Source organism: Pacificimonas flava (assembly GCF_000342165.1).
GTDB lineage: Bacteria > Pseudomonadota > Alphaproteobacteria > Sphingomonadales > Sphingomonadaceae > Pacificimonas > Pacificimonas flava.
Map to the genome: position 1 here is coordinate 82,607 of NZ_AMRV01000003.1, position 20,252 is coordinate 102,858.

Below are 20,252 nucleotides of genomic sequence, written 5' to 3' on the forward strand. Positions count from 1 at the left end.
GAGCCACCCTACATCATCGCATCGCTGATCGAGCAGGCCGCCGGTCCCAAAATGACGATGAACAGAACCGGCAGGATGAACATGATCAGCGGCACGGTCATGATGGCGGGCAGGCGTGCGGCCTTTTCCTCCGCCCGCATCATGCGCTCGTTCCTGAACTCTGCCGACAATACGCGCAGCGCCGAGGCGAGCGGCGTACCGTATTTTTCCGTTTGTACCAGCGTCGTCACCACCCCCCGCAGCGACTCGAGGTCGACGCGCTGGGCAAGATTCTCATAGGCCTGCCGCCGCTCCTGAAGAAAACCGAGTTCGATGGCCGTCAGCGCGAACTCGTCGGCCAGTTCGGGAAAGCCCTTGCCCAGTTCCTTCGACACGCGGTTGAAGGCGGCATCGACGGTCAGGCCCGCCTCCGCACAAATGACGAGAAGATCGAGCGCGTCGGGAAGCCCCTTGCGGATGGCATCCGTCCGCTTCGTCTTCAGATTGGTCACGAAGATGTCGGGAGCCTTGTAACCCAGAAGAACGCCTCCCATGACGGCGCCGGCGCGGATCGGCGTCGAATAATCCGGCAGCATTCCCATGCCGAAGATCAGGAACGCGGCAATCGCGCCGAACACGAACGGCATCACCAGCCGCGCGAACAGCAGCATGACCACCGCATCCTTCGACCGGATGCCCGCCTGGCTCAGAAGGATCGCCGCGTCCTTCGCCTGCTCGTCCTGCAGCACCTTCAGGCGCTTGAGGAGGGTGCGCATCTGGTCGGTGGCTTCCGTCTTGGCCGCGGCCTTCGTGCGGCGACGCGAGGCGGTGATGCCTGCCTTCAATTGCTCCCTGCGATCCTGCAGGGCCTTCACGCGGCCACGCATCGGATCGCGAACGGTGGCCACGGAATAGACCGCGACGACCATGGCAAGGGCCGCTATCGCCGTCAGCAGCGTCGCAATGTCGATGGCGGTCATGCCGAAGAACAGGACGTGCGTGGAAAGATCGGTGTTGGCGTTCATATCTCGTGCGCCCTAAATCTCGAAGCTGACCATCTTGGCCATGATGAAGGCGCCGATGGACATCCAGACGAGGCCGCCGGCCCCCGCGATGATAAGCCGCGTGTCGGTAAAGAAGCCGCCAGTATATTCGGGGTCCATCATGGTGATGAGGCCGAACACGATGAAGGGCAGCGATCCGACGATATAGGCGGACGCCTTCGATTCAGAGCTCATGGCCTTGATCTTCAGCTTCATTTGCTGACGCTTTCTGAGGACGTCCGCCAGGTTCGACAGCGTTTCAGCCAGATTGCCACCCGTTTCCCGCTGGATGTTCAGCGTGATGACGAAGAACTGAAACTCCGGCGTTCCGATACGGTCCGCAGTTTCCTGTAGCGCCTGATCCATGGTGCGGCCGATGCGCACCTTGTCCGACACGCGGCGGAACTCTTCCCCGACCACACCGGGAATCTCACTGCCGACGACGTTGACGGATTCGCCGATCGGAAGGCCCGAACGCAGGCCGCGAACCAGCAGTTCGATGGCATCGGGGAAGCGGGCATTGAAGTTCTTCACCCGCTTCGCGATCAGGACATTGACGGTCATGTGCGGGACGAACAGGCCCACGGCGATGCCAAGCAGCATCGCCAGAAGCGGCGGCAGTCCGAGCGCGGTCAGCAATACCCCGACACCTGCAACGCTTGCGAAACTGGCGAGGAAATACTGGCCGACACCCCACGTCTTTCCCGTGCGGCGCAGCCGCGTCTTCAGCGCGTCCTTATTCGGCAGGAATCCGCTGAAGACCGTGTCGAGCCGCGTTTCGCGAGCCGCGAGGATCTTCCGCATCTGCGCCTGCGCCAGCACCTCCTGCGAAGAGGAGTGGCGTTCGCGCACGACGGCCAACCGCCGCGCGCCCTTCTTCGCGCCGCCATCGCTGGAAAAGGCCAGGATGACCATCGTCAGCGTCAGGAACACGCCCGCGGCAATCACCAGGACGAGAAGATCGCTATTCACGATACGCACTCCATCAGCACGCGGCCGAGGCCGAAATACTCCGCCCGTTCGTAGCAGGCCGGGCGCAGGCCGGTGGATTCGAACGTGCCGCGCAGTTTGCCCGTGTCGTCCTCCCCGGCATATTTGTAGACGAACAAATCCTGCATGGTGATCACTTCGCCCTCCATGCCGACGACTTCCGAAATATGAGTAATGCGCCGGCCGCCGTCGCGCATTCGGCTGATCTGCACCACAAGGTTCAGCGCATCCGCGATCTGCGTGCGGATCGCCTTTGCCGGCAGGTTGAGGCCGGCCATGTTGATCATGTTCTCCAGGCGCGTGATGGCCTCGCGCGGACGGTTCGCGTGCAGCGTACCCAGCGAACCGTCATGGCCCGTGTTCATGGCGGCCAGCAATTCGAAGGCCTCCGGCCCGCGAACCTCACCCAGGATAATCCGATCCGGGCGCATGCGCAGCGCGTTCTTGACCAGGTCGCGCATATTGACCTCGCCCTTGCCCTCCAGATTTGCCGGGCGGGTTTCCAGGCGCACGACATGCGGCTGCTGCAATTGCAGCTCGGCGGCATCCTCAATGGTGACGATGCGCTCGCCGGGATCGATGTTGCGCGAAATGGCATTCAACATCGTCGTCTTCCCCGAACCGGTGCCCCCGGAAATCAGGATGTTGAGCTTGATCCGTCCTGCGATGTTCAGGAATTTCGCCATCTGCGCACTGAAAGACCCGAAGCTCTGCATCTTCTCCAGCGTCAGCTTGTCCTTGGAGAATTTGCGGATCGAAATGGAGGCGCCGTCGATGGCGAGCGGCGGAATGACGACGTTGACGCGGCTGCCGTCGAGAAGACGCGCGTCGCAAATGGGCGAGGTCTCATCGACACGCCGCCCGACGGCAGAGACGATGCGCTGCGCGATATTGAGAAGGTGTGCGTCGTCGCGAAACTGCACGTCCGTCAGGCCGAGCTTCCCCTTCCGCTCCGCATAAATGGTCTTCGGACCGTTCACCATGATCTCGCTGACGTCGTCGTCTGCGAGAAGTGGCTCCAGCGGGCCGAGACCGAGCATGTCGTTCAGAAGCAGGGTAACGAGATCGCGCTGCTCCTTCGTGTTGAGGCTCATGCGCTGCTCGACCATGATCTCCGACACGACATCGGATACCTGCTCGGCAAGTTCGCCGCGTTCCAGTTCCGCGATCACGGAGGCGTCGATGCGCTCCATCATCAGCGGCTGGATCTTCTCCTTGGCCTCGATGACTGATTTGGCACTGGCGGAGGATGCCGCTGTCTTCCTGTTCGCCGGTCCCGGCTCCAGTCCGCCGATCTTGGCAAGCAGCTCATTCAGCAGGACCGTGACCGTGTCCCGGGCCTGCGAATCGCTGAGATCGCGGCGTTCGTTGCCGGCCATCTGCCGAACGACCTCGTCGATTCGCGCGGCCAGCTCTCCGCGCCGCGTCTTTCGAGCACGCTCGCGCGGAAAAAAGTCAAGAAGTTGCGGCGAAATCAGTTCATGCAGCTCCCAGACGCAGTTCTCCGTGCTGCGGCCGCGCGGCGCCTGAGCCGAACCCGCCTCCTGTGCGGCAGCGGAAAGATCCTGGATGACGAGCGATGGCTGAGCATGCGGGTTGGGCGCAGCATCGCGGGGGCCCGCAGGCGCGCCGGCCGCGGGCTTTCCGCCCGTACCGAACGGCGCCACGTCCCTCCGAGCGAGTCCGCTTCTTTTCCCGAAACCCGGCGCTGCCATTGCCTATTCCCTACTCCCTACGCTCAACGAGAGACGCCGACCCGCAGCGTCGCCCGACCTACTTCGTGCCAGCAGCCTTCGTCTTCCCCCTCGCAGGCAGAAGCGCTCGCACCCGTGCGACGAGGGTAGCCGAATGCGGCCCGCTCTCCACTGCGCCCGACGCGCCCGACACAGCTTTCAAGAGCTGGTTGAGAGCGGCTGAAAGCCGGCCGTTCGCAACGGCCGGCAACGCCTTCCCCTGCTTGGCGGCCGCAATGGCCTGCTTGACATCGAGCGGCAGCACGATGTCGATCTCGCGCTCGATCGACGCTTCGAAATCCTTCTTCGACACTTCCGGGGCGGGGGACAAAGAGACCTTGTTCGCCACCACGGTAACCTTCGCCTGCGGCGCATTCGCCCGCAGAAAGCCGAGAATGCGGATCGTATCGCGCGTTGCCGCAAGTGACTGTTCGGTCACCAGCACGACATGGCTGAGTTCGCCCAAAAGCTGTGGGTGCTGCACGGCCATGCTGCGCGGCATGTCGACGATCAGCGCATCGAACACGCCCGACATTTCCTCCTCCAGCTGGTGCAGCGCCGTCCCATCGGCAAGCAGCGGCTGGTTGATCGGCGCCTCGGCCGACAGCACTGCGAGCCGGTCGTTCACCCGGGTCATCGCCCGCTCGATGAACAAGCCGTCGATACGGCTGGGGTTTTCCAGCGCGTCGGTCAGGCCGCGCCCCGGTTCCAGATCGAAGGCAAGGGCGCCCGTGCCGAACTGCACGTCGAGGTCGAGGAGGCCGGTCGCGCGCTCTTCCTCATCCGCGAACATCCACGCCAAGGATGTAGCGATCGTGGATGCTCCAACGCCCCCGCGCGTTCCGATCACGGCAATGCCGACATGCGGCCGCGCATCGCTGGCCTCCTCGACCTGGCGCGGGGCCTGCAGCACGGCCTGCGCGCCGAACAGCGCATCGCGCATCATGTCCGGCGTGACGGGCTTCACAAGATAATCCTGAATGCCGCTCGCGATCAGGTCGCGGTAGAGGCGGACATCGTTCACCGTTCCGGCGGCAAGCACGATCGTTCCGGGCTCGCACACCTCGGCAAGCGCATTGATGTCGTTCAGCGGATCGCCGGCTTCCGACAAGTCCACAAGAAGGATGATCGGCGATGCCGTCACTGAAAGCGTCTGCACGGCATTGTGCAAACCGCCCTTCATGACCTGATCGGGCGACCAGCCGATGTCGGGAAGGACGGCCCGAACCGTCGCGGCCAGATCCTCGTCGCAGACGAAGGCGGTAAACGTCTCGCGCGTGGCGGCGGTGACGGGTGTGACGGCATTCATGTCGCTGGTCTCCTTACTGATCGCGGCCGCGCTGCCCGAAAGTCAGGCCGGCACCCGCCGCGGCGGACGAGCGTGCGCCGGTGGCGGCGTCCGGAAACTGTGTTGCGGTTGTGCCGCCGACATAGGTCTTGCCGGCGACGAGATCGTTGGGGTCGGCGATCATGGCCGCCATGTTGCTGGCGGTCGCACAGCTGAAGTTGCTGGTTACCGACCCTTCAAAGTCCGGATTGGAGCGGCGGCTGTGGTCCGGACATTCCGGAACCGCAGCCTGCGCCCGGACGACGACGAGCCGGGTGACACCGGTCGGCAGCGGCGGATCGGTGACGGGGCCGGTCTCTCGCAGCAGCAGGCCATGCGTTCCGACGAGTTCGCCAAGGCGCTCTGCCCGCGCCGCCGCACCGATCGGATTCGGATCGTCGACGCTGATGCGGTCGCCATATTTCAGGTCGATGGTGTCCAGCCATTCGGCAAGCTCCTCCATCTCCCCCGGCGCGAACTGACCCGGCCCGGTATAAGTCAGATCATGCACGAAGACCTGCTCCGTCACCGTCGGCACATGCTGCGGTGCCACTTGCGAGAAGCCGGGCCCCCTCTGGCAGGCCGGCAGCGTAAGGGCGATGGCCAGCGCTGCCGCGGCGATCATTGCGGACTTCGTCATCGTCATGTTCCTCTCTGACCGCATCACTGCACCGAAAAGCCGGGGGCCGGCGCGTCTTCCGGCACGTTCACGTCACGCGGCGGCGGCGCGTCGGCGTGCGAATAGGTGCGGCCGAGCAGCCAGCGTTCGGCATCGTTCGGCGCGCGCATCCCGTCCGTCGGCAGTGCCATGCGGCCGCTGACCGGATTCACCAGATACGGCGTGATGATGATGACCAGCTCCGTTTCCGACCGCCGGAAACTGTCGGATTTGAACAGCGTGCCGATGATCGGCAGATCGCCCAGCAGCGGCACCTTGTCGGTCGAAGTGTTGAAGCTGTTGCGGGTCAGACCGCCGATCATGAAGCTTTGTCCGGAACCAAGCTCGACGGTCGTTTGCGCCTCGCGCGTGATGAGCGCAGGGATGGAGATGCCATCGATCCGCACGGCACCGGCTTCCGACAGTTCCGAGACGCTCGGCGCGACGCGCATGGTGATGCGATTGTCGTTGTGAACGACGGGCGTGAACTCGATACCGACGCCGTAATTCTTGTACTGGACGTTCGTGCCGTTGAGGCCGCTGTTCGTCACCACGGGGAATTCGCCGCCCGCAAGGAAGCTGGCCGTCTCTCCGGACAGCGCTGTCAGGTTCGGTTCCGCTAGCGTCGTCAGCAAACCATCCGTTTCCAGCGCGTCGATGGCAGCGTTGAAATCCAGACCCAGAAGGCTGCCGATCAGCGTGCCAGTCAGCGCGGGACTGCCGACCGGCAATTCCGGCACATCAAAGGTCGGATCGCCAGTTATCGGATTCCGGCCGAAGAACCCGTCAACAAAGGCCTCACCGCCGCTCACATCCGAACCCCTTGTCAGGCCCAGGAGCAGATCCCCGTCACCATCGAACGCTTGAAAGCTGACACCAAGCTGTTTCAGCAGGTCACGACTGACTTCGGCGAAACGGACGCGCAGATTGACCTGCGGCGGCACAGCCGCCTGCAGCCGGTTCACCACCTCCTCCTGACCGGTGAAGCGCCGCACCAGCGCCTCGGCCTCCGCCACTTCGGCAGGACTCGCCACCGTTCCGGTCAGGAAGGCGATGCCGCCCAGAGACTTCACCTCGACATTCGCCTGCGGCATGGCAAGGCGCATCATCTCGCGCACCTGGTCGATGTTGCGCACGACGCGCACCGTCGCGGAATAGACCGTCTCCCCCCGCGCATTGGTGGCGTAGACGCTCGTTTCGCCGCCACCGGTGCCGTAGATATAGACTTCGCGGTTCGACTTCACCTCGACGTCGGCAATGTCCGGATTGACGACGAAGATATCGGAGATGGGGCGCGGGAGGCGCAGCAGCGTGCCCTTACCTTGCGACACCTCGACCGTCGCTAGGGGATCTTGCTCGACCGTCCGCACGACCTCCGCATCCTGCGCCAGGGCCGGCGCGGTGAGCGGTGCAGCAAAGATGGCTGCCATGGTGCCGCCCGCGAACAATGCGGCGGTAAAAGACTTGCGGTTCATGAAATCAGGCCCCCTCGGCCAAGACCGGCTGCTGTGCTGCCCCGGTTGAATCTCCCGATGGCGCGGCGGCATTTCCGGCCGGGCCGATCACGACGCGCTGCGCGCTGCGTCCGCGTGTGACCTGGACGGTCGGCGGCGGCGGACCGGCTTGCTGGCGCGCCTCCTGCCGTCCCCGCGCGCGCCCTGCCTGATCGAGCGCGAAGCGTGACACCTCGCCGCCGGTGGTGAACGTGCTCGGCCCCTGATCCGGCCGCTGCGTGACGGAGAATTCCATGGCCAGATCTTCGGACGTCGACTGATTCTCACCGACCTGAATGCTGCCGTCGGCAATCGCCTGCTCCAGGGCCTGACGCTGATCCTTGATGCTGCGCAGTGACAGCTGAAGCTGCCCCATCATGCGCGCCACAGCGATCTTCTCCACCATCTTCGGCGGTACCTCGAATGTGACGGAGTTGCCTGACATTGGCGTCTCCTCAAGGTCGCTCGTGCGCTGGTCGATGGCAAGGACGCGCACGTTCCGGGCAATGGTTTCCGCAACCTTCAGCGTGTCGGAGACGGTCTCGGCATCCGTAATGCCCGATTCTCCGCCGATATCGTGCGTCAGCAGCAGGTCCACGCGGTCGCCCGGAAAGACGAATCCGGCGACACCGGAGATATTGTCGATGGGAACCGTCACGGCGCGCATTCCGGGGTTCAGCGCCGCCGCCAGAAAGCCGCTTTCGCCCGGCCCGACCAGCGATTCGCGGGACAGCGGCTGACCGGCACCGATGGATACGCGCACCACCTTGCCGATGACGTCCTCGATGCGGGCAGGCGGCACGTCCTCGACGCCCGGAACCGACGACTGCGCCTCCTCCAGATAATAGGCGTTCTGCACCATGTCTTCCGGCCATGGCTGGAAAGCGACATGCTCCTCGGAGATGATCGTGCCGATGGGAAGCGTCGTCTGCGCGACGAGGACGTGCACGCCGGATTCCTGCTCGCCCGGCAGCGCCGCAGCCACGGCCTGCGCGGCCGGCGCACCCGCACCGCCCGAAATCAAGGCGCGTATGGCGAAGGCCGAGACGCCTGCGACCAACAGCGCCCCGACGAGCAGGATGACTTTCTTCATGTCCATTATGGGAAGACCCCCAATCTTCAGATGACCTGCCCGCCCTATGCGGGAAAATGCTTAACAATCAGTTCGCCAAAGACCGCGAAGACGCCGCCGGCGATGGCCACGCCATAGGGTACGCGCGCCGGTCCGGCCTGCCCGCTGCGGCGGCGAAGGATCAGAATGACGAGGGACAGAACGAACCCTGCGAGCGACATCCAGACCAGCATTTCGAGATAAGGTCGCGCCGGCAGCCACAGGGCGAGCGCCAGATACAGTTTCAGGTCTCCGCCCCCGAGATAGCGCCGTCCGCGCCAGTGACCGGCCTGCCAGATCAGGCCGAAGACGAGGCCGGCCCCGGCAAGAACGGCCGCTTGCTCCAGAACACCCGCCCCGTCGATACCGCGGGCCCACCAATAGGGTATGGCAAGTGCGGCAATGGCGAGCACGGTGCCGTTCGGGATGCGCCGCGTTCTGAGATCGCTGACGACGACGTAGAGAAGAAGCGCCGCGAGACCCGCAAGGGCAAAGAGATAGACGGCGAAATGAAACTGACTCATGTCGCCGCGCTAGACGAAAAGCCTAAAAAAGCCGTAACCATGCCGCCAGATGCCTGCGGCCACAGCCTTTCCCCGAACAGAGATGCCCGCAGGCGCCACGGTAAGCTGGCACCCAGCCGCCGACGGCGCGCTGCTTCGCACGGTCCACTGGGCGCATGTCGCAGGCGACCGGCTCGATTCGCAGGGCTGGGGGCGGCGAATTCTGTTCTGCGGCGGCAAGCGCGACTTCATCGAACGCCATGCGGAAAGCTACCATCGCATGCTGGCGCGGGGCTGTGCCGTGGCTGCCGCAGATTGGCGTGATCAGGGGCTGAGCGCGCGGCAGTCCTGTGCCAGCGAGGAGCTGTTCCGACATATGAAGATGGACCTTGCGCGCCTTCTTCCATGGGCTACCGAAACGCTTGGCGGGCCCGTGGTCATGATGGGGCATTCGATGGGCGGGCACATGGCGCTCCGCACGCTCGCCGCACGGCCCGATCTATATTCCCATGTCAGCCATCTCGTGCTGATGGCGCCCATGCTGGGCATTGCTGGGCCGATGCCCGACTGGATCATGCGACCACTTGCCCATCTGCAAGTGAGGCGGGGCCGGGGCGAAGCCTATCCGCCCGGTCAGATTCCGTACGGCCCCGGCTATCGCGACGAGGTTCGACGCCGGCGGCTGACCGGCGACCGCGCCCGTTTCGAGGAGGGGTTCGGATGGATGGAGGCAGAGGCGGGACTGGCAGCGGGCGGCGCCACCTGGGGGTGGCTCGCCGCCGCGCTCGATTCGATCGTGGAGCTGAAACGACCCGGCACTCTTGAACACATAACGCAGCCGGTCCTTTTTCTGCTTGGCAGCGAAGAACGGATCGTCGACCCGGCAGCGATCCGAACCGCCGCGCACCGCATGCCGAACGCATCGTTGCGGACCATCCAGAACGGCCACCACGAACTGCAACTGGACATCGATGCCGTTCAGGACGAGGTCTGGTCGGCAATATGGCAGTTTCTGGACCTTTGACAGCGCGCCCGGCATGACCGAGCGGGCGGACATCATCATCGTCGGCGGGGGCATGGCCGGCGCCAGCCTTGCCTTCGCCCTGTCGGGACATGCCAGCGTCCTGCTGCTGGAAGCGGAGGAAATGCCCGGCCGGCACGCCACCGGACGCTCCGCCGCTTTCTACGCCGAAACCTATGGCGGACCGGGCGTCCAGCCCCTCACCACCGCCTCGAAGGCCTTTCTGACGTCCCCGCCGGCCGGTTTCGCGGACGTGCCGCTGCTGCATGGGCGCGGCGCGCTGCACGTGACAGCTCCGGATCGACGGGCCGCGCTTCGGGGTTTCGCCGCGTCCTTTTCAGGCGCAGCCCCTTTCCTCCAGACACTGAGCCCGGAGGAGGTGAGAAAGACGGTGCCGATTCTTCGCGCCGACTGGGCAGAGGCGGGTCTGTGGGAAGCCGGCTGCCGCGATATCGACGTCGCTGCTCTCCATGCCGCCTACCTTCGTCAGGCAAAGCGGGGCGGCACGCGGCTCGTGGTGAATGCAGCATTGGAATCGGCGGTCCGTGGCGACGGGATCTGGCGGGTGAGCACTGCCGCGGGGTCCTTCGAGGCGCCGGTCCTGGTGAATGCGGCAGGGGCCTGGGCCGACGATGTGGCGGCTCGGACCGGGACGGCGCCGGTGGGGGTCCGGCCGCTGCGGCGAACCATGGTGGCGGCGGAGCTGGACAGGCCGGTGGGTGCGGACTGGCCGCTGACCGTGGATGCCGCCGGAGAGCTGTATTTCAAGCCCGATGCCGGCCTTCTTTGGATCAGCCCGCACGACGAAACGCCCTGCGATCCCGGCGATGTGCAGCCGGAGGAGATCGATATCGCGATCGCGGTCGACCGGTTCGAACGCGCCACGACGGCCAAGGTGCGGCGGGTCGTGCGCAGTTGGGCCGGCCTTCGAAGCTTCACGCCCGACCGGCTGCCTGTCTATGGCTTCGATCCGTCGTCGGAGGACTTCTTCTGGTGCGCTGGCCAGGGCGGCTTCGGCATCCAGACAGCCCCGGCGGGCGCTGCCCTCGCCGCTTCGCTGCTGACGGGCGGCGCGGTGTCGCCGCCGCCCGTCGACCCCGATATCTACGCGGCCGCGCGCTTCCGCTGACGCAGACCGAGGCCGGCGAGGCCGAGGCCAAGCAGGGCGAGCGCGCCCGGCGCCGGAACGTCGCTGGGCGGCGGCGCCTGGAAGACGTCGATGTTGATCGTCTTCAGCTTGAACGCATCGACCAGCCCACCCGATTCGAACAGATCGGCGGCGACGACGACGACATTGCCATATTCATTGTCGCCGAAGGTGAAATCGTCCTGCGTCAGGAAACCCGCGAAGTTGCCGGCGCCGACATTCGGCGCGTTGCTGGCCCAGTAATCGGTCTGATAGCTGAGGCCGGTCGAGAGCGTGCCAAGCGCCGCCAGCGGATTGATGTAATTGCCCAGACCCGTCGGCACGTTGCCGATCAGGATGCTGACGTCGCCATCGGCCGCCTGATAGCTGGAATATTGATAGAGGGCGAGCTTGACACTGTTCACGTTGACAAGGCTGTCGAACTCCAGCGCGACATAGTCCTTGTACCCGCCATTATCCATCGTGTGGTGCGGGCTGTATCCCGGCTCCCCCGCATTCTGCACGCCAAGGCCGTAGGCCCATTGGTCGATGTTCGCCCGCGAATGCGTTCCATTGTTCCAACCGCCGTTGGAGATCGACCAGGCGGTCGCGCGCACATTCACGGTCTTCTGCGAATTGTCGAAGGCGGTGTAGCCCGCCGTCCAGTTGCACGCATTGCCACTGCAATTGCCGCCATTGCCGGCGAGCACGATATCGACATTGCTGCCCACCTTCACCGCGCTGGCCTGCGCGCCGGAGGCCGCAAGCGCCGCCAAGCCGGCAGCAATCATAAGCGCCTTTCGAAAAGACGTCTCGATCATAGTCACTTCCAAAAAATCCCCGTCCGCCGGCCGCTGATGCAAGGCATATGCCATGACGCTAACGCATTGGTTTTCCGGTCCCGCCCGATCTGGACCGATTTACAATGTAAAAAACCCCGACTCGCAGAGACTTATCGCGCACCTGCGGAATAAAATGGTTAATGCCTCAGGCGACTTTCACCGCCGCTTCGAACCTTTCCTCGATGGCCCGGTTGGCGAGGGCATCCGCGCGCTCATTGTCCGGGTCGCCCGCATGCCCCTTCACCCATTTCCATTCCACCCGGTGCGGCCGCGCCGCCTGCAACAGCGCCTGCCAGAGGTCGCGGTTCTTCACGTCCTTGCGCGCCGCTGTCTTCCAGCCCTTCTTCTGCCAGCCGTGCACCCATTTGGTGATCCCGTCGCGGACGTAGACGCTGTCGGTCGAGAGGCGAACCTGGCACGGTCGCTTCAATTCCGACAGGGCGGCAATGGCCGCCATCAGTTCCATGCGGTTGTTGGTGGTCTCCGCCTCGTAACCGTAAAGCTCCCGCTCTTGCCCACGGTAGCGCAGCACCGCGCCCCAGCCGCCGCGCCCCGGATTTCCCTTGCACGCCCCGTCCGTGGCGATCTCGACAATATCGCTGTCCATCATGACGCGCGGTAATGCAGGAGACGGCGGGCAAAGGCCATGGGATCCTTTCGCGTGACGAGAGCGCCGGCGGGCGTGTTCAGCCAGTCATAGGCACGGGTCAGGAGGAATCGCAGCGACGCGCCGCGGCACAGCAGGGGGAAGGCCCGCGATTCCGCAGGGGACAGCGGCCGAACGCCCTGATACCCGGCAATGAGGGCGTCCGAGACGTCCGTCCCCAGATACGCCCCCTCCGCATCGAAGCACCAGGCGGTGTGCGCCACGGCAAGATCATAGGCGAGGAAATCGGTGCAGGCGAAATAGAAGTCGATGATACCGGAGACGGAATCGTCCAGCGCCAGGACATTGTCTGGAAAAAGGTCGGCATGGATTGTCCCCTGCGGCAGCGAGCGCGGCCAGAGATCGGACAGCGCCGCCAGCTCCTCTGCGATGAGGACCGGCAGCCCCGCGTCGATTTCCGCTGCCCCGCCGCCGAGCGCTTCCGCGAGCGACTGCCACCCCGGCAGCGACAGGGCGTTGGCGCGATCGTGCGGAAAATCCGCCGCAGCCTCGTGCAACTGAGCGAGCGCAGCACCCGCAGCATGGGCGAGGCCGGGTTCCGGACGGGTCACCGAGATGCCGGGCAGGAACTCGATCAGGCAGGCCGGGCGGCCGGAAAGGCGCTGCAAGGCCCGTCCCTGCCGGTCGGCGATAGGGGCGGGAACCGGCAGGCCCGCCGCCGACAAATGAGCGGTGAGGCCCAGGAAATAGGGCAGATCCTCCGGCGTTACGCGCTTTTCGTAAAGCGTCAGGATGAACCGCCCGCCCGTCGTTTCCACCAGATAGTTCGAATTCTCGACGCCCTCCGCAATGCCCTTGGCACTGACAAGCGCCCCGACATCGTAGCGCGCCAAAAAGCCCGCAAGCATCTCGCTCGGAACCGAGGTGTAGACAGCCACGCTAGCGGTGCGGGTCCTGCGAAAGACGAATGCGGCGGCCCATCAGTTGCGCAGTTCCCGCGGCAGGCGGAACACGACATCCTCCTCGGCAGTGGTGACGGGGGCGACCGCGATCTCCCGCTCCTCCGCAAGGCGGGCGATCAGTTCCTGCACCAGCACCTCGGGCGCCGACGCGCCGGCAGTGATGCCGACCGTGGAGACGCCCTGCAGCATGGCCGGATCGAAGCAGTCTGCGCGCTCAACCAAAGCGGCCCGCGTCCCTGTCCGTTCCGCGACCTCCACGAGGCGCACGGAGTTCGAGGAATTCGGCGCTCCGATGACGAGCACCAGATCGCTTTTCTCAGCCAGCACCTTCACGGCCTCCTGCCGATTGGAGGTGGCGTAGCAGATATCCTCGCCCCGCGGTGCCTGGATGGCGGGAAAGCGCGCCTTCAGCGCCTCCACGATCTCGGCCGTGTCGTCGACCGAAAGCGTCGTCTGCGTCAAGAAGGAGAGCGAGGCGCCGCCGTCCGCGTCGTCGATGTCCAGCGCCGCGACATCCTCGACGGTCTCGATCAGCGTCATCTCCCCCTCCGGCACCTGACCGAAGGTTCCGATCACCTCAGGATGGCCCTGATGACCGATGAAAAGGATATGGCGTCCGCGGCCGATCAGGTGCTCGGCCTGCCGGTGCACCTTCGACACCAGCGGACAGGTGGCATCGACGTAGAAAAGCTTGCGCCGGGCGGCCTCCGCCGGCACCGATTTCGGAACGCCATGCGCGGAAAACACGACCGGCACGCCGTCCGGGACCTCGTCCAGATCCTCCACGAAGACCGCGCCCTTTGCCCGCAGGCTGTCCACCACGAAGCGGTTGTGGACGATTTCGTGCCGGACATAGACGGGGGCGCCGAACTTGCGCAGCGCCACCTCGACGATCTGAATGGCCCTGTCCACGCCGGCGCAGAAGCCGCGCGGATTGGCGACCAGCACCTTGAGGGCACCAAGCGCAGCAGCGCCGGCAGGGGCGTCCGACGGCGCGGAAGCGGCGGTCAGGGAGCGTTCGGGATCGAAATCGGCCATGTCCGCCGAGATAAGCGTTTCCTTGCCGCTCCGAAAGGCGCTTCCTATAGGAGCGGAGCAATCTGTAGCGGTTTTCACGAAAGTTTCCCGATGCGCCGTATGTTCCGCTTCGCCCCTTTGACGCTTCCCATCATCCTCAGTGCGGTCGTTCTTGCCGCCTGCGGCGCCAACCAGAACCCGCTGAAGGTGCAGCGCAGCGCGTGTCCCGCCGTGGCGGTGCTGGAATATGCGGGGTCGGCAACCACCTTCTCCCCCGCCACCAGCCGCAATGCGGACGCCATCGACGTCACCGCGGCGATCACGAACGTCCGGCCGACCTGCTATCAGGATGCCGGCCGGATCGTCAGCCAGGCAAGCTATGACGTGGTGGCGACGCGGCAGCGGGCCGTCGGCGCCCGTTCGGTGACCCTGCCTGTCTTCTCCGCCGTCATGCGCGGCGGCGACCAGATCATTTCCAAGGAGGTCGGCAGCGTCACGCTGACCTTCGCGGACGGTCAAGCGAGCGCGCAGACGACCGCATCGGCCCGCGCCGACATATCGGAGGCGGCGGCCAACCTGCCGGAAGAGGTGAACCGCGAAATCGACCGCCGCCGCGAACCGGGCGACCCGGATGCCGCGCTCGATCCGCTGGCCCGGCCGGAGGTTCGGGAGGCCGTTCGCAACGCCAGCTTCGAGCTTCTTCTCGGCTTCAATCTCGACGAGTCCTCGCTGGCCTACAACGTCGCGAAATAGGCCGGTTCGCCTTTTCGCATCGCCGCCTGCCCGGACGCCGGGGGTCAAGGCAAAGTTGACAAGGTGGACACTCACCACGCGCACGCGCGCGCGAGAAGGTTCGCGTTGTTGTCGAGGGTCTGTTCGGGTGAGAAAGGGCCGGCCAAACGCATGGTCTGATAAGGCCCCCACAAATCCTATTTTGGAAGAGGCGTCGGCAGGGCCCGGGTCGTTTCCGGACCCGCCGGGGCTTGCCGCATGGATTCCTGCCTTCGCAGGAATGACGGGTGTCTTGTTTCCGCCCCCTTCCCCCGTGCGTCAGCCCGGCGGAGGCGGGGATCCACTCCGTTCGTGGATCAGCCTGCGCATGGAAGGGCGGTCGTGGTGCGGGCCCCGGCTTTTGCCGGGGTGACGGGCCTGTTGGTTCGGTTCGGGCCAATGCCCGGCATCAACCCCGTTCGGGAGCCCGCCTGCGTATAGACGCGGCTGTCGTGGCGTGGGCCCCGGCTTTCGCCGGGGTGACGGGCCTGCGGGTTCGGTTCGGGCTAGTGCCGGCATCGATCCCGTTCGGGGGTCAGCCTGTGCACGGGCGGGACGGTCGCGCGTCAGCCCGGCTTTCGCCGGGTGACGAGCCTGTGGATTCGGCCGGTGTCTACGAAACGCGTCCGGTCCGGTGTCTACACGAGCGGGCCGGGGCCCGAGCGAGGCCGGCGGTCAGGCGTTGGTGGCGACGCCCTTTTCACGCATCAGCGGGGCCAGTTCGCCAGCCTCGTACATTTCCATCATGATGTCGCTGCCGCCGACGAATTCGCCCTTCACGTACAGCTGGGGAATGGTCGGCCAGTTGGAATAGACCTTGATGCCGCTGCGGATTTCCGGATCCTGCAGCACATCGGCGGAATCGAACTCCGCGCCGACATGCTCGAGGATCGCGACCGCGCGGCTGGAAAAGCCGCACTGCGGAAAGAGCGGCGTGCCCTTCATGAACAGGAACACGTCGCTGCCCTTCACTAGCTCCTGGATGCGGCTGCGCGTGGCGTCGGAAATATTGGCGGGACTGTCGGCCATGTCTTCTACTCCTGGTCGGGTGTCTTCGTGGTCAGCTGGAGCGCATGCAGCTCGCCGCCCATGCGGCCGCCAAGCGCGGCGTAGACCATCTGATGCTGCTGCACGCGGCTCTTCCCGGCAAAGGCCGGCGCCGTGACGGTCGCGGCGTAATGATCGCCGTCGCCCGCCAGATCGTCGATATGGACGCTGGCGCCCTCGATTCCGGTTTCGATCAGCGTTTTGATTTCCGCGGCGGGCATCGGCATGGATCTAGACCTCTGTCATGAACTGGCGGCGCGCCTCGACCATCAGATCGTCCATGGCCATGCGCAGATCGGATTCGGTGACGCCCGTATCACGTGCGGACAGGTCGCCCCAAACCTTGCGGAATACGTCCTGATCGCCGACCTCCTCGAAGTCGGCGGCAACGACCGATTTGGCATAAGCGTCGCGTTCCTCCGGCGTCAGAGCCAGCTTCTCCGCCGCCCATTCGCCAAGCAGACGATTGCGGCGGGCATTGACCCGGAACTGGAATTCCGCATCGCGGACGAACTTGTTTTCGAACGCCTTCTCGCGATCCTCTAAATCGGCCATCTTCGTTTCGTCTCCAGTGCCCTTTTTCTGGCGCCTAGATAGGGGCCGCCGTCGCAGCCCGCAATGCAGTCGGGAGGCGGCCCTTGCAGCCAAATGCCGGACGCCGCATTATTCGGACCGGGACTGCGGTGGAGCAGGAGAGGGGTATGAGCGAGGGTGACGCCATTGGCGGCTTCGTCACCGGCAGTCTGATTGCACGGGAACTGTCCGGAACGGGCGCGCGTCACGCCGCCCATACGGGCGAGAAACACGAGACCTGCCTGAACTGCGGAACACCGACGCCGGGACATTATTGCCCCGAGTGCGGACAGCATGCGCATGTCGCGCGCTCCATCGGCCACATCCTGCATGAACTGGCGCACGGCATCCTGCATCTGGATGGCAAGGTCTGGCGCACCCTGCCCATGCTGATCGCGAAACCCGGCCGGCTGACGCGCGACTATGTCGAGGGGCGGCGCGCGCGCTATGTCGCGCCGTTCGGCATTTTCCTGTTCACCGTCTTCGCGATGTACTTCACCTTCGCCTTCATCGGCGCGCCGGGCGGCATCATGCCCGCCGTCCCGGCAGGCGGCGCGGACGAGGCGGCGGCAGAGATGCAGACCGAGCTGAACGCCGTGAACGAGCGGCTGGCCGCCCTCTACGAGGAGCGCGTCGCCGCCAGGGCCGCCGGCGACGATGCCGCGCTCGCGCGGATCGACGCGGACATCGCCGATGCGGAGTTCGAAAAGCGGATCATCGAGCGCGCCTATAACAGCGTCCGGACCGGAAATTTCGACTGGCAGGGGCAGGTGGACGACATCACCGGGCAGATCGTTGCGCAGAAGCGGGCGGCGGAAAGCGGCGAGGGCCAGCCGGAGAGCACGAACATGAACACCGGCGTCGGCTGGCTGGACGACAAGTTGCAGCACATCACCGGGAATCCGGAGCTGTATTTCTACAAGATCAAGCAGTCGGCGTACAAATACTCCTTCCTCCTCCTTCCCATATCCCTGCCGTTCGTATGGCTGCTGTTCTTCTGGCGGCGCGATCTGCACCTGTACGACCACACGGTCTTCATCCTCTATTCGCTGTCGTTCATGAGCCTTCTGACCATCCTTCTGTGGGTCGGCATGGCGGCGGGCATATGGGGGTGGGCCGTGTTCTGGTCCGCTCTGACGTTCATCCCGCCGGTGCACATGTACAAGCAGCTGAAATATGCCTACGGCCTCGGCCGGGCCGGCGCGCTGGCGAGGACCGTCGTCCTGTGCGCCTTTACCATCGCGGCGCTGACCATCTTTGCCATGATCGTCGCGGCGCTGGGCGCGCTGTAGGAGGAGTGGCGCGGGCCGCGACGATGCTGTAGAGCGCGGCCGATACCGCACCCGGAAGCGGCAACGCGCCCGGGCGATTTCGATTCGAGACGAAAAGGACGAGGACCATGTCCCGCCGCCGCCAGATCTATGAGGGCAAGGCCAAGATTCTGTACGAAGGCCCGGAGCCCGGCACGATCATCCAGTATTTCAAGGACGACGCCACCGCCTTCAACAACCAGAAGAAGGGCACCATCAACGGCAAGGGTGTGCTCAACAACCGCATCTCGGAGCACATCTTCACGCTGCTGGGCCAGATCGGCGTGCCGACGCACTTCATCCGCCGCCTGAACATGCGCGAGCAGCTGGTGCGGCAGGTGGAGATCGTGCCCATCGAGGTGATCGTCAGGAACGTCGCCGCCGGCACGCTGTCGAAGCGGCTGGGCATCGAGGAAGGGACGCCGCTGCCGCGCACCATCCTGGAATATTGCTACAAGGACGACGCGCTGGGCGATCCGATGATCTCCGACGAGCATATCGCCTGCTTCGGCTGGGCGAGCCAGGAGGAGATGCACGAGATCAGCGACATGGCGATCCGCGTGAACGATTTCCTGAGCGGCCTGTTCGCCGGCATCGGCATTCGCCTCGTCGACTTCAAGCTGGAGTTCGGGCGCGTGTGGGAGAATGATTTTTCCCGCATCATCCTGGCCGACGAGATCAGCCCCGACGGCTGCCGCCTGTGGGACATGAAGTCGAACGAGAAGCTGGACAAGGACCGCTTCCGCCGCGACCTGGGCGGCGAGGTCGAAGCCTATCAGGAGGTGGCGCGACGCCTGGGCCTGATGCCGGAAGACGGCGGCGGGCCGGACACGGTTCTGAACCTGGACGAAGCCCGCAAGGCGCGCGCCAAGGACTGAGGGGGGACCCACCCTCCCCTAACCCCTCCCTTGCCAGGGAGGGGAACGCGCTTTTTCTCCCCTCCCTGGCAGGGAGGGGCTGGGGGAGGGCCGCCCCCCGCAGCCGGAAGCGCGACCCGCCCCGAAGAACCCTTGCCGCGCGCGCGGCCGGCAGTCATATAGCGCGCCCATGAAGGCACGCATCTACATCACGCTGAAGACCGGCGTTCTCGACCCGCAGGGCAAGGCCGTCCACCACGCCCTCGGCGCGCTGGGTTTCGAGGAGGCGCAGGACGTGCGCCAGGGCAAATATATCGAGATGGAGGTGGCCGACGGCACGCCCCGCGCCCGCGTCGAGGAGATGTGCGAGCGGCTGCTGGCGAACACCGTCATCGAGAATTACCGCGTCGAACTGGACGGCGAGACGGCCCTGGGAGATCAGGGCGCGTGAAAAGTGCCGTCATCGTCTTTCCCGGATCCAATTGCGACCGCGACATGGCGGTCGCGCTGGAGCGCGTCGCGGGATCGAAACCCCAGATGGTCTGGCACGGCGAAAGCGAACTGCCGGATGTCGACCTGATCGCGCTGCCCGGCGGCTTCTCCTATGGCGACTATCTGCGCACGGGCGCCATCGCGGCGAATTCCCCGATCATGCGCGCGGTCAAGGACGCCGCCGAGGAGGGCCGCCACATTCTGGGCGTCTGCAACGGCTTTCAGATGCTGACCGAAGCGGGCATTCTGCCCGGCGCGCTGCTTCGGAACGCTGGTCTCGACTATGTCTGCCGGGACGTGTCGCTGACGGTCGAGAATAGCGGCACGCCCTTTACGCTGGCCTATGAAGGCGGCGAGACCATCCGCATTCCCGTCGCGCATCATGACGGCAATTATTATGCCGACGAGGATACGCTGAACCGGCTGGAGGACGAAGGCCAGATCGTGTTCCGCTATGGCGAGGCGGTGAACGGCTCGCAGCGCAACATCGCCGGCATCCGCAACAAGCGCGGCAACGTCCTCGGCATGATGCCGCACCCGGAACGGCTGGTCGAAGCCGAGTTGGGCGGCACCGACGGCCGGCGGCTGTTCGAGGGGCTGGCGAAGACGCTGAGCTAGGGTGCGGGGCGCGGAGTTTCGTCCGCGTCTTGCCGGGTCCAACCGCCGCGCACTGGGCCCCTGCCTTCGCAGGGGCGACGGTTGTTTTAGCGCAGTTCTTTTCCTGTTTGTGTTTTCCAGCAGTCCGTCTCCTATTCGTCACCCCTGCGAAGGCAGGGGCCCACGGCGGATG

General features: G+C 65.2%; 22 protein-coding genes. 7 read left to right on the forward strand and 15 right to left on the reverse strand.

The window, feature by feature from the left end; translation table 11 throughout:
• Positions 1-8: 8 nt before the first annotated feature.
• The 8 genes from C725_RS05530 to C725_RS05565 are packed head-to-tail and all read right to left on the reverse strand — an operon-like array spanning position 9 to position 8,858.
• Complete coding sequence (locus C725_RS05530) at positions 9-1,004, reverse strand: type II secretion system F family protein (protein ID WP_008600785.1); 996 nt, start codon at positions 1,002-1,004, stop codon at positions 9-11.
• Positions 1,005-1,016: 12 nt separating this feature from the next.
• Positions 1,017-1,994, reverse strand: a complete 978-nt coding sequence (locus tag C725_RS05535) for a type II secretion system F family protein (RefSeq protein ID WP_008600786.1) — start codon at positions 1,992-1,994, stop codon at positions 1,017-1,019.
• Positions 1,991-3,727, reverse strand: coding sequence for a TadA family conjugal transfer-associated ATPase (locus tag C725_RS05540; RefSeq protein WP_200858588.1), 1,737 nt, complete (start codon positions 3,725-3,727; stop codon positions 1,991-1,993). Before C725_RS05540 ends, C725_RS05535 begins: the two co-directional genes overlap by 4 nt.
• Positions 3,728-3,785: 58 nt before the next feature.
• The gene (locus tag C725_RS05545) at positions 3,786-5,054 is read right to left on the reverse strand and encodes a CpaE/TadZ family protein (protein ID WP_008600789.1); all 1,269 of its coding nucleotides are present in this window, start codon (positions 5,052-5,054) and stop codon (positions 3,786-3,788) included.
• Between the two features lie 13 nt (positions 5,055-5,067).
• Positions 5,068-5,712 (reverse strand): CpaD family pilus assembly lipoprotein, encoded by a 645-nt coding sequence (locus C725_RS05550; RefSeq protein WP_008600790.1) that lies wholly within the window; start codon positions 5,710-5,712, stop codon positions 5,068-5,070.
• Positions 5,713-5,735: 23 nt separating this feature from the next.
• Positions 5,736-7,205: a type II and III secretion system protein family protein gene (locus C725_RS05555; RefSeq protein ID WP_008600792.1), complete on the reverse strand. Its 1,470-nt coding sequence runs from the start codon at positions 7,203-7,205 to the stop codon at positions 5,736-5,738.
• A gap of 4 nt (positions 7,206-7,209) precedes the next feature.
• On the reverse strand, positions 7,210-8,322 hold the full coding sequence (gene cpaB, locus C725_RS05560; RefSeq protein ID WP_008600794.1) for a Flp pilus assembly protein CpaB: 1,113 nt from the start codon (positions 8,320-8,322) through the stop codon (positions 7,210-7,212).
• A gap of 38 nt (positions 8,323-8,360) precedes the next feature.
• Positions 8,361-8,858 carry an A24 family peptidase gene (locus C725_RS05565; protein WP_008600795.1) on the reverse strand — a complete coding sequence of 166 codons (498 nt, stop codon included), beginning with the start codon at positions 8,856-8,858 and terminating at the stop codon, positions 8,361-8,363.
• A gap of 49 nt (positions 8,859-8,907) precedes the next feature.
• On the opposite strand from C725_RS05565, the gene C725_RS05570 reads away from it, so the two are divergent.
• Together C725_RS05570 and C725_RS05575 are read left to right on the forward strand one after the other, a co-directional pair.
• Complete coding sequence (locus C725_RS05570; RefSeq protein WP_038281882.1) at positions 8,908-9,861, forward strand: alpha/beta hydrolase; 954 nt, start codon at positions 8,908-8,910, stop codon at positions 9,859-9,861.
• A gap of 13 nt (positions 9,862-9,874) precedes the next feature.
• Complete coding sequence (locus tag C725_RS05575) at positions 9,875-10,987, forward strand: NAD(P)/FAD-dependent oxidoreductase (protein WP_008600799.1); 1,113 nt, start codon at positions 9,875-9,877, stop codon at positions 10,985-10,987.
• On the opposite strand, the gene C725_RS16125 is transcribed toward C725_RS05575, so the two are convergent.
• The 4 genes from C725_RS16125 to ispH all read right to left on the reverse strand — a co-directional run bounded on the left by C725_RS16125 (position 10,963) and on the right by ispH (position 14,433).
• Positions 10,963-11,805, reverse strand: a complete 843-nt coding sequence (locus tag C725_RS16125) for a PEP-CTERM sorting domain-containing protein (RefSeq protein ID WP_160165712.1) — start codon at positions 11,803-11,805, stop codon at positions 10,963-10,965. The genes C725_RS05575 and C725_RS16125 overlap by 25 nt on opposite strands.
• A 166-nt stretch (positions 11,806-11,971) precedes the next feature.
• Positions 11,972-12,436: a ribonuclease HI gene (gene rnhA, locus C725_RS05585; RefSeq protein ID WP_008600804.1), complete on the reverse strand. Its 465-nt coding sequence runs from the start codon at positions 12,434-12,436 to the stop codon at positions 11,972-11,974.
• The gene (gene thrB / locus C725_RS05590) at positions 12,433-13,371 is read right to left on the reverse strand and encodes a homoserine kinase (protein WP_008600806.1); all 939 of its coding nucleotides are present in this window, start codon (positions 13,369-13,371) and stop codon (positions 12,433-12,435) included. Before thrB ends, rnhA begins: the two co-directional genes overlap by 4 nt.
• 42 nt (positions 13,372-13,413) lie before the next feature.
• Positions 13,414-14,433 (reverse strand): 4-hydroxy-3-methylbut-2-enyl diphosphate reductase, encoded by a 1,020-nt coding sequence (ispH, locus tag C725_RS05595; protein WP_008600808.1) that lies wholly within the window; start codon positions 14,431-14,433, stop codon positions 13,414-13,416.
• A 90-nt stretch (positions 14,434-14,523) separates the two neighbouring features.
• Here ispH and C725_RS05600 point away from each other — a divergent pair, with 90 nt between their 5' ends.
• Positions 14,524-15,165: a hypothetical protein gene (locus C725_RS05600; RefSeq protein ID WP_008600809.1), complete on the forward strand. Its 642-nt coding sequence runs from the start codon at positions 14,524-14,526 to the stop codon at positions 15,163-15,165.
• 693 nt (positions 15,166-15,858) lie between these two features.
• On the opposite strand, the gene grxD is transcribed toward C725_RS05600, so the two are convergent.
• From grxD to C725_RS05615, 3 genes are read right to left on the reverse strand one after another with little or no spacing between them, the layout of a single operon-like run.
• A complete protein-coding gene (gene grxD / locus C725_RS05605; protein ID WP_008600811.1) occupies positions 15,859-16,212 on the reverse strand; it encodes a Grx4 family monothiol glutaredoxin in 354 nt (117 codons plus the stop codon).
• 5 nt (positions 16,213-16,217) lie between these two features.
• Positions 16,218-16,457, reverse strand: coding sequence for a BolA family protein (locus C725_RS05610; RefSeq protein ID WP_008600812.1), 240 nt, complete (start codon positions 16,455-16,457; stop codon positions 16,218-16,220).
• 4 nt (positions 16,458-16,461) lie between these two features.
• Positions 16,462-16,785: a DUF1476 domain-containing protein gene (locus C725_RS05615; RefSeq protein WP_008600815.1), complete on the reverse strand. Its 324-nt coding sequence runs from the start codon at positions 16,783-16,785 to the stop codon at positions 16,462-16,464.
• A gap of 146 nt (positions 16,786-16,931) precedes the next feature.
• Here C725_RS05615 and C725_RS05620 point away from each other — a divergent pair, with 146 nt between their 5' ends.
• The 4 genes from C725_RS05620 to purQ all read left to right on the forward strand — a co-directional run bounded on the left by C725_RS05620 (position 16,932) and on the right by purQ (position 20,080).
• Positions 16,932-18,095, forward strand: a complete 1,164-nt coding sequence (locus tag C725_RS05620) for a DUF3667 domain-containing protein (protein WP_008600818.1) — start codon at positions 16,932-16,934, stop codon at positions 18,093-18,095.
• Positions 18,096-18,202: 107 nt separating this feature from the next.
• Positions 18,203-18,991 carry a phosphoribosylaminoimidazolesuccinocarboxamide synthase gene (purC, locus tag C725_RS05625; protein WP_008600819.1) on the forward strand — a complete coding sequence of 263 codons (789 nt, stop codon included), beginning with the start codon at positions 18,203-18,205 and terminating at the stop codon, positions 18,989-18,991.
• A 169-nt stretch (positions 18,992-19,160) separates the two neighbouring features.
• Positions 19,161-19,421 carry a phosphoribosylformylglycinamidine synthase subunit PurS gene (gene purS, locus C725_RS05630; RefSeq protein ID WP_008600820.1) on the forward strand — a complete coding sequence of 87 codons (261 nt, stop codon included), beginning with the start codon at positions 19,161-19,163 and terminating at the stop codon, positions 19,419-19,421.
• The gene (gene purQ, locus C725_RS05635; protein ID WP_008600823.1) at positions 19,418-20,080 is read left to right on the forward strand and encodes a phosphoribosylformylglycinamidine synthase subunit PurQ; all 663 of its coding nucleotides are present in this window, start codon (positions 19,418-19,420) and stop codon (positions 20,078-20,080) included. The genes purS and purQ overlap by 4 nt, the downstream gene beginning before the upstream one ends.
• Positions 20,081-20,252: the final 172 nt, after the last annotated feature.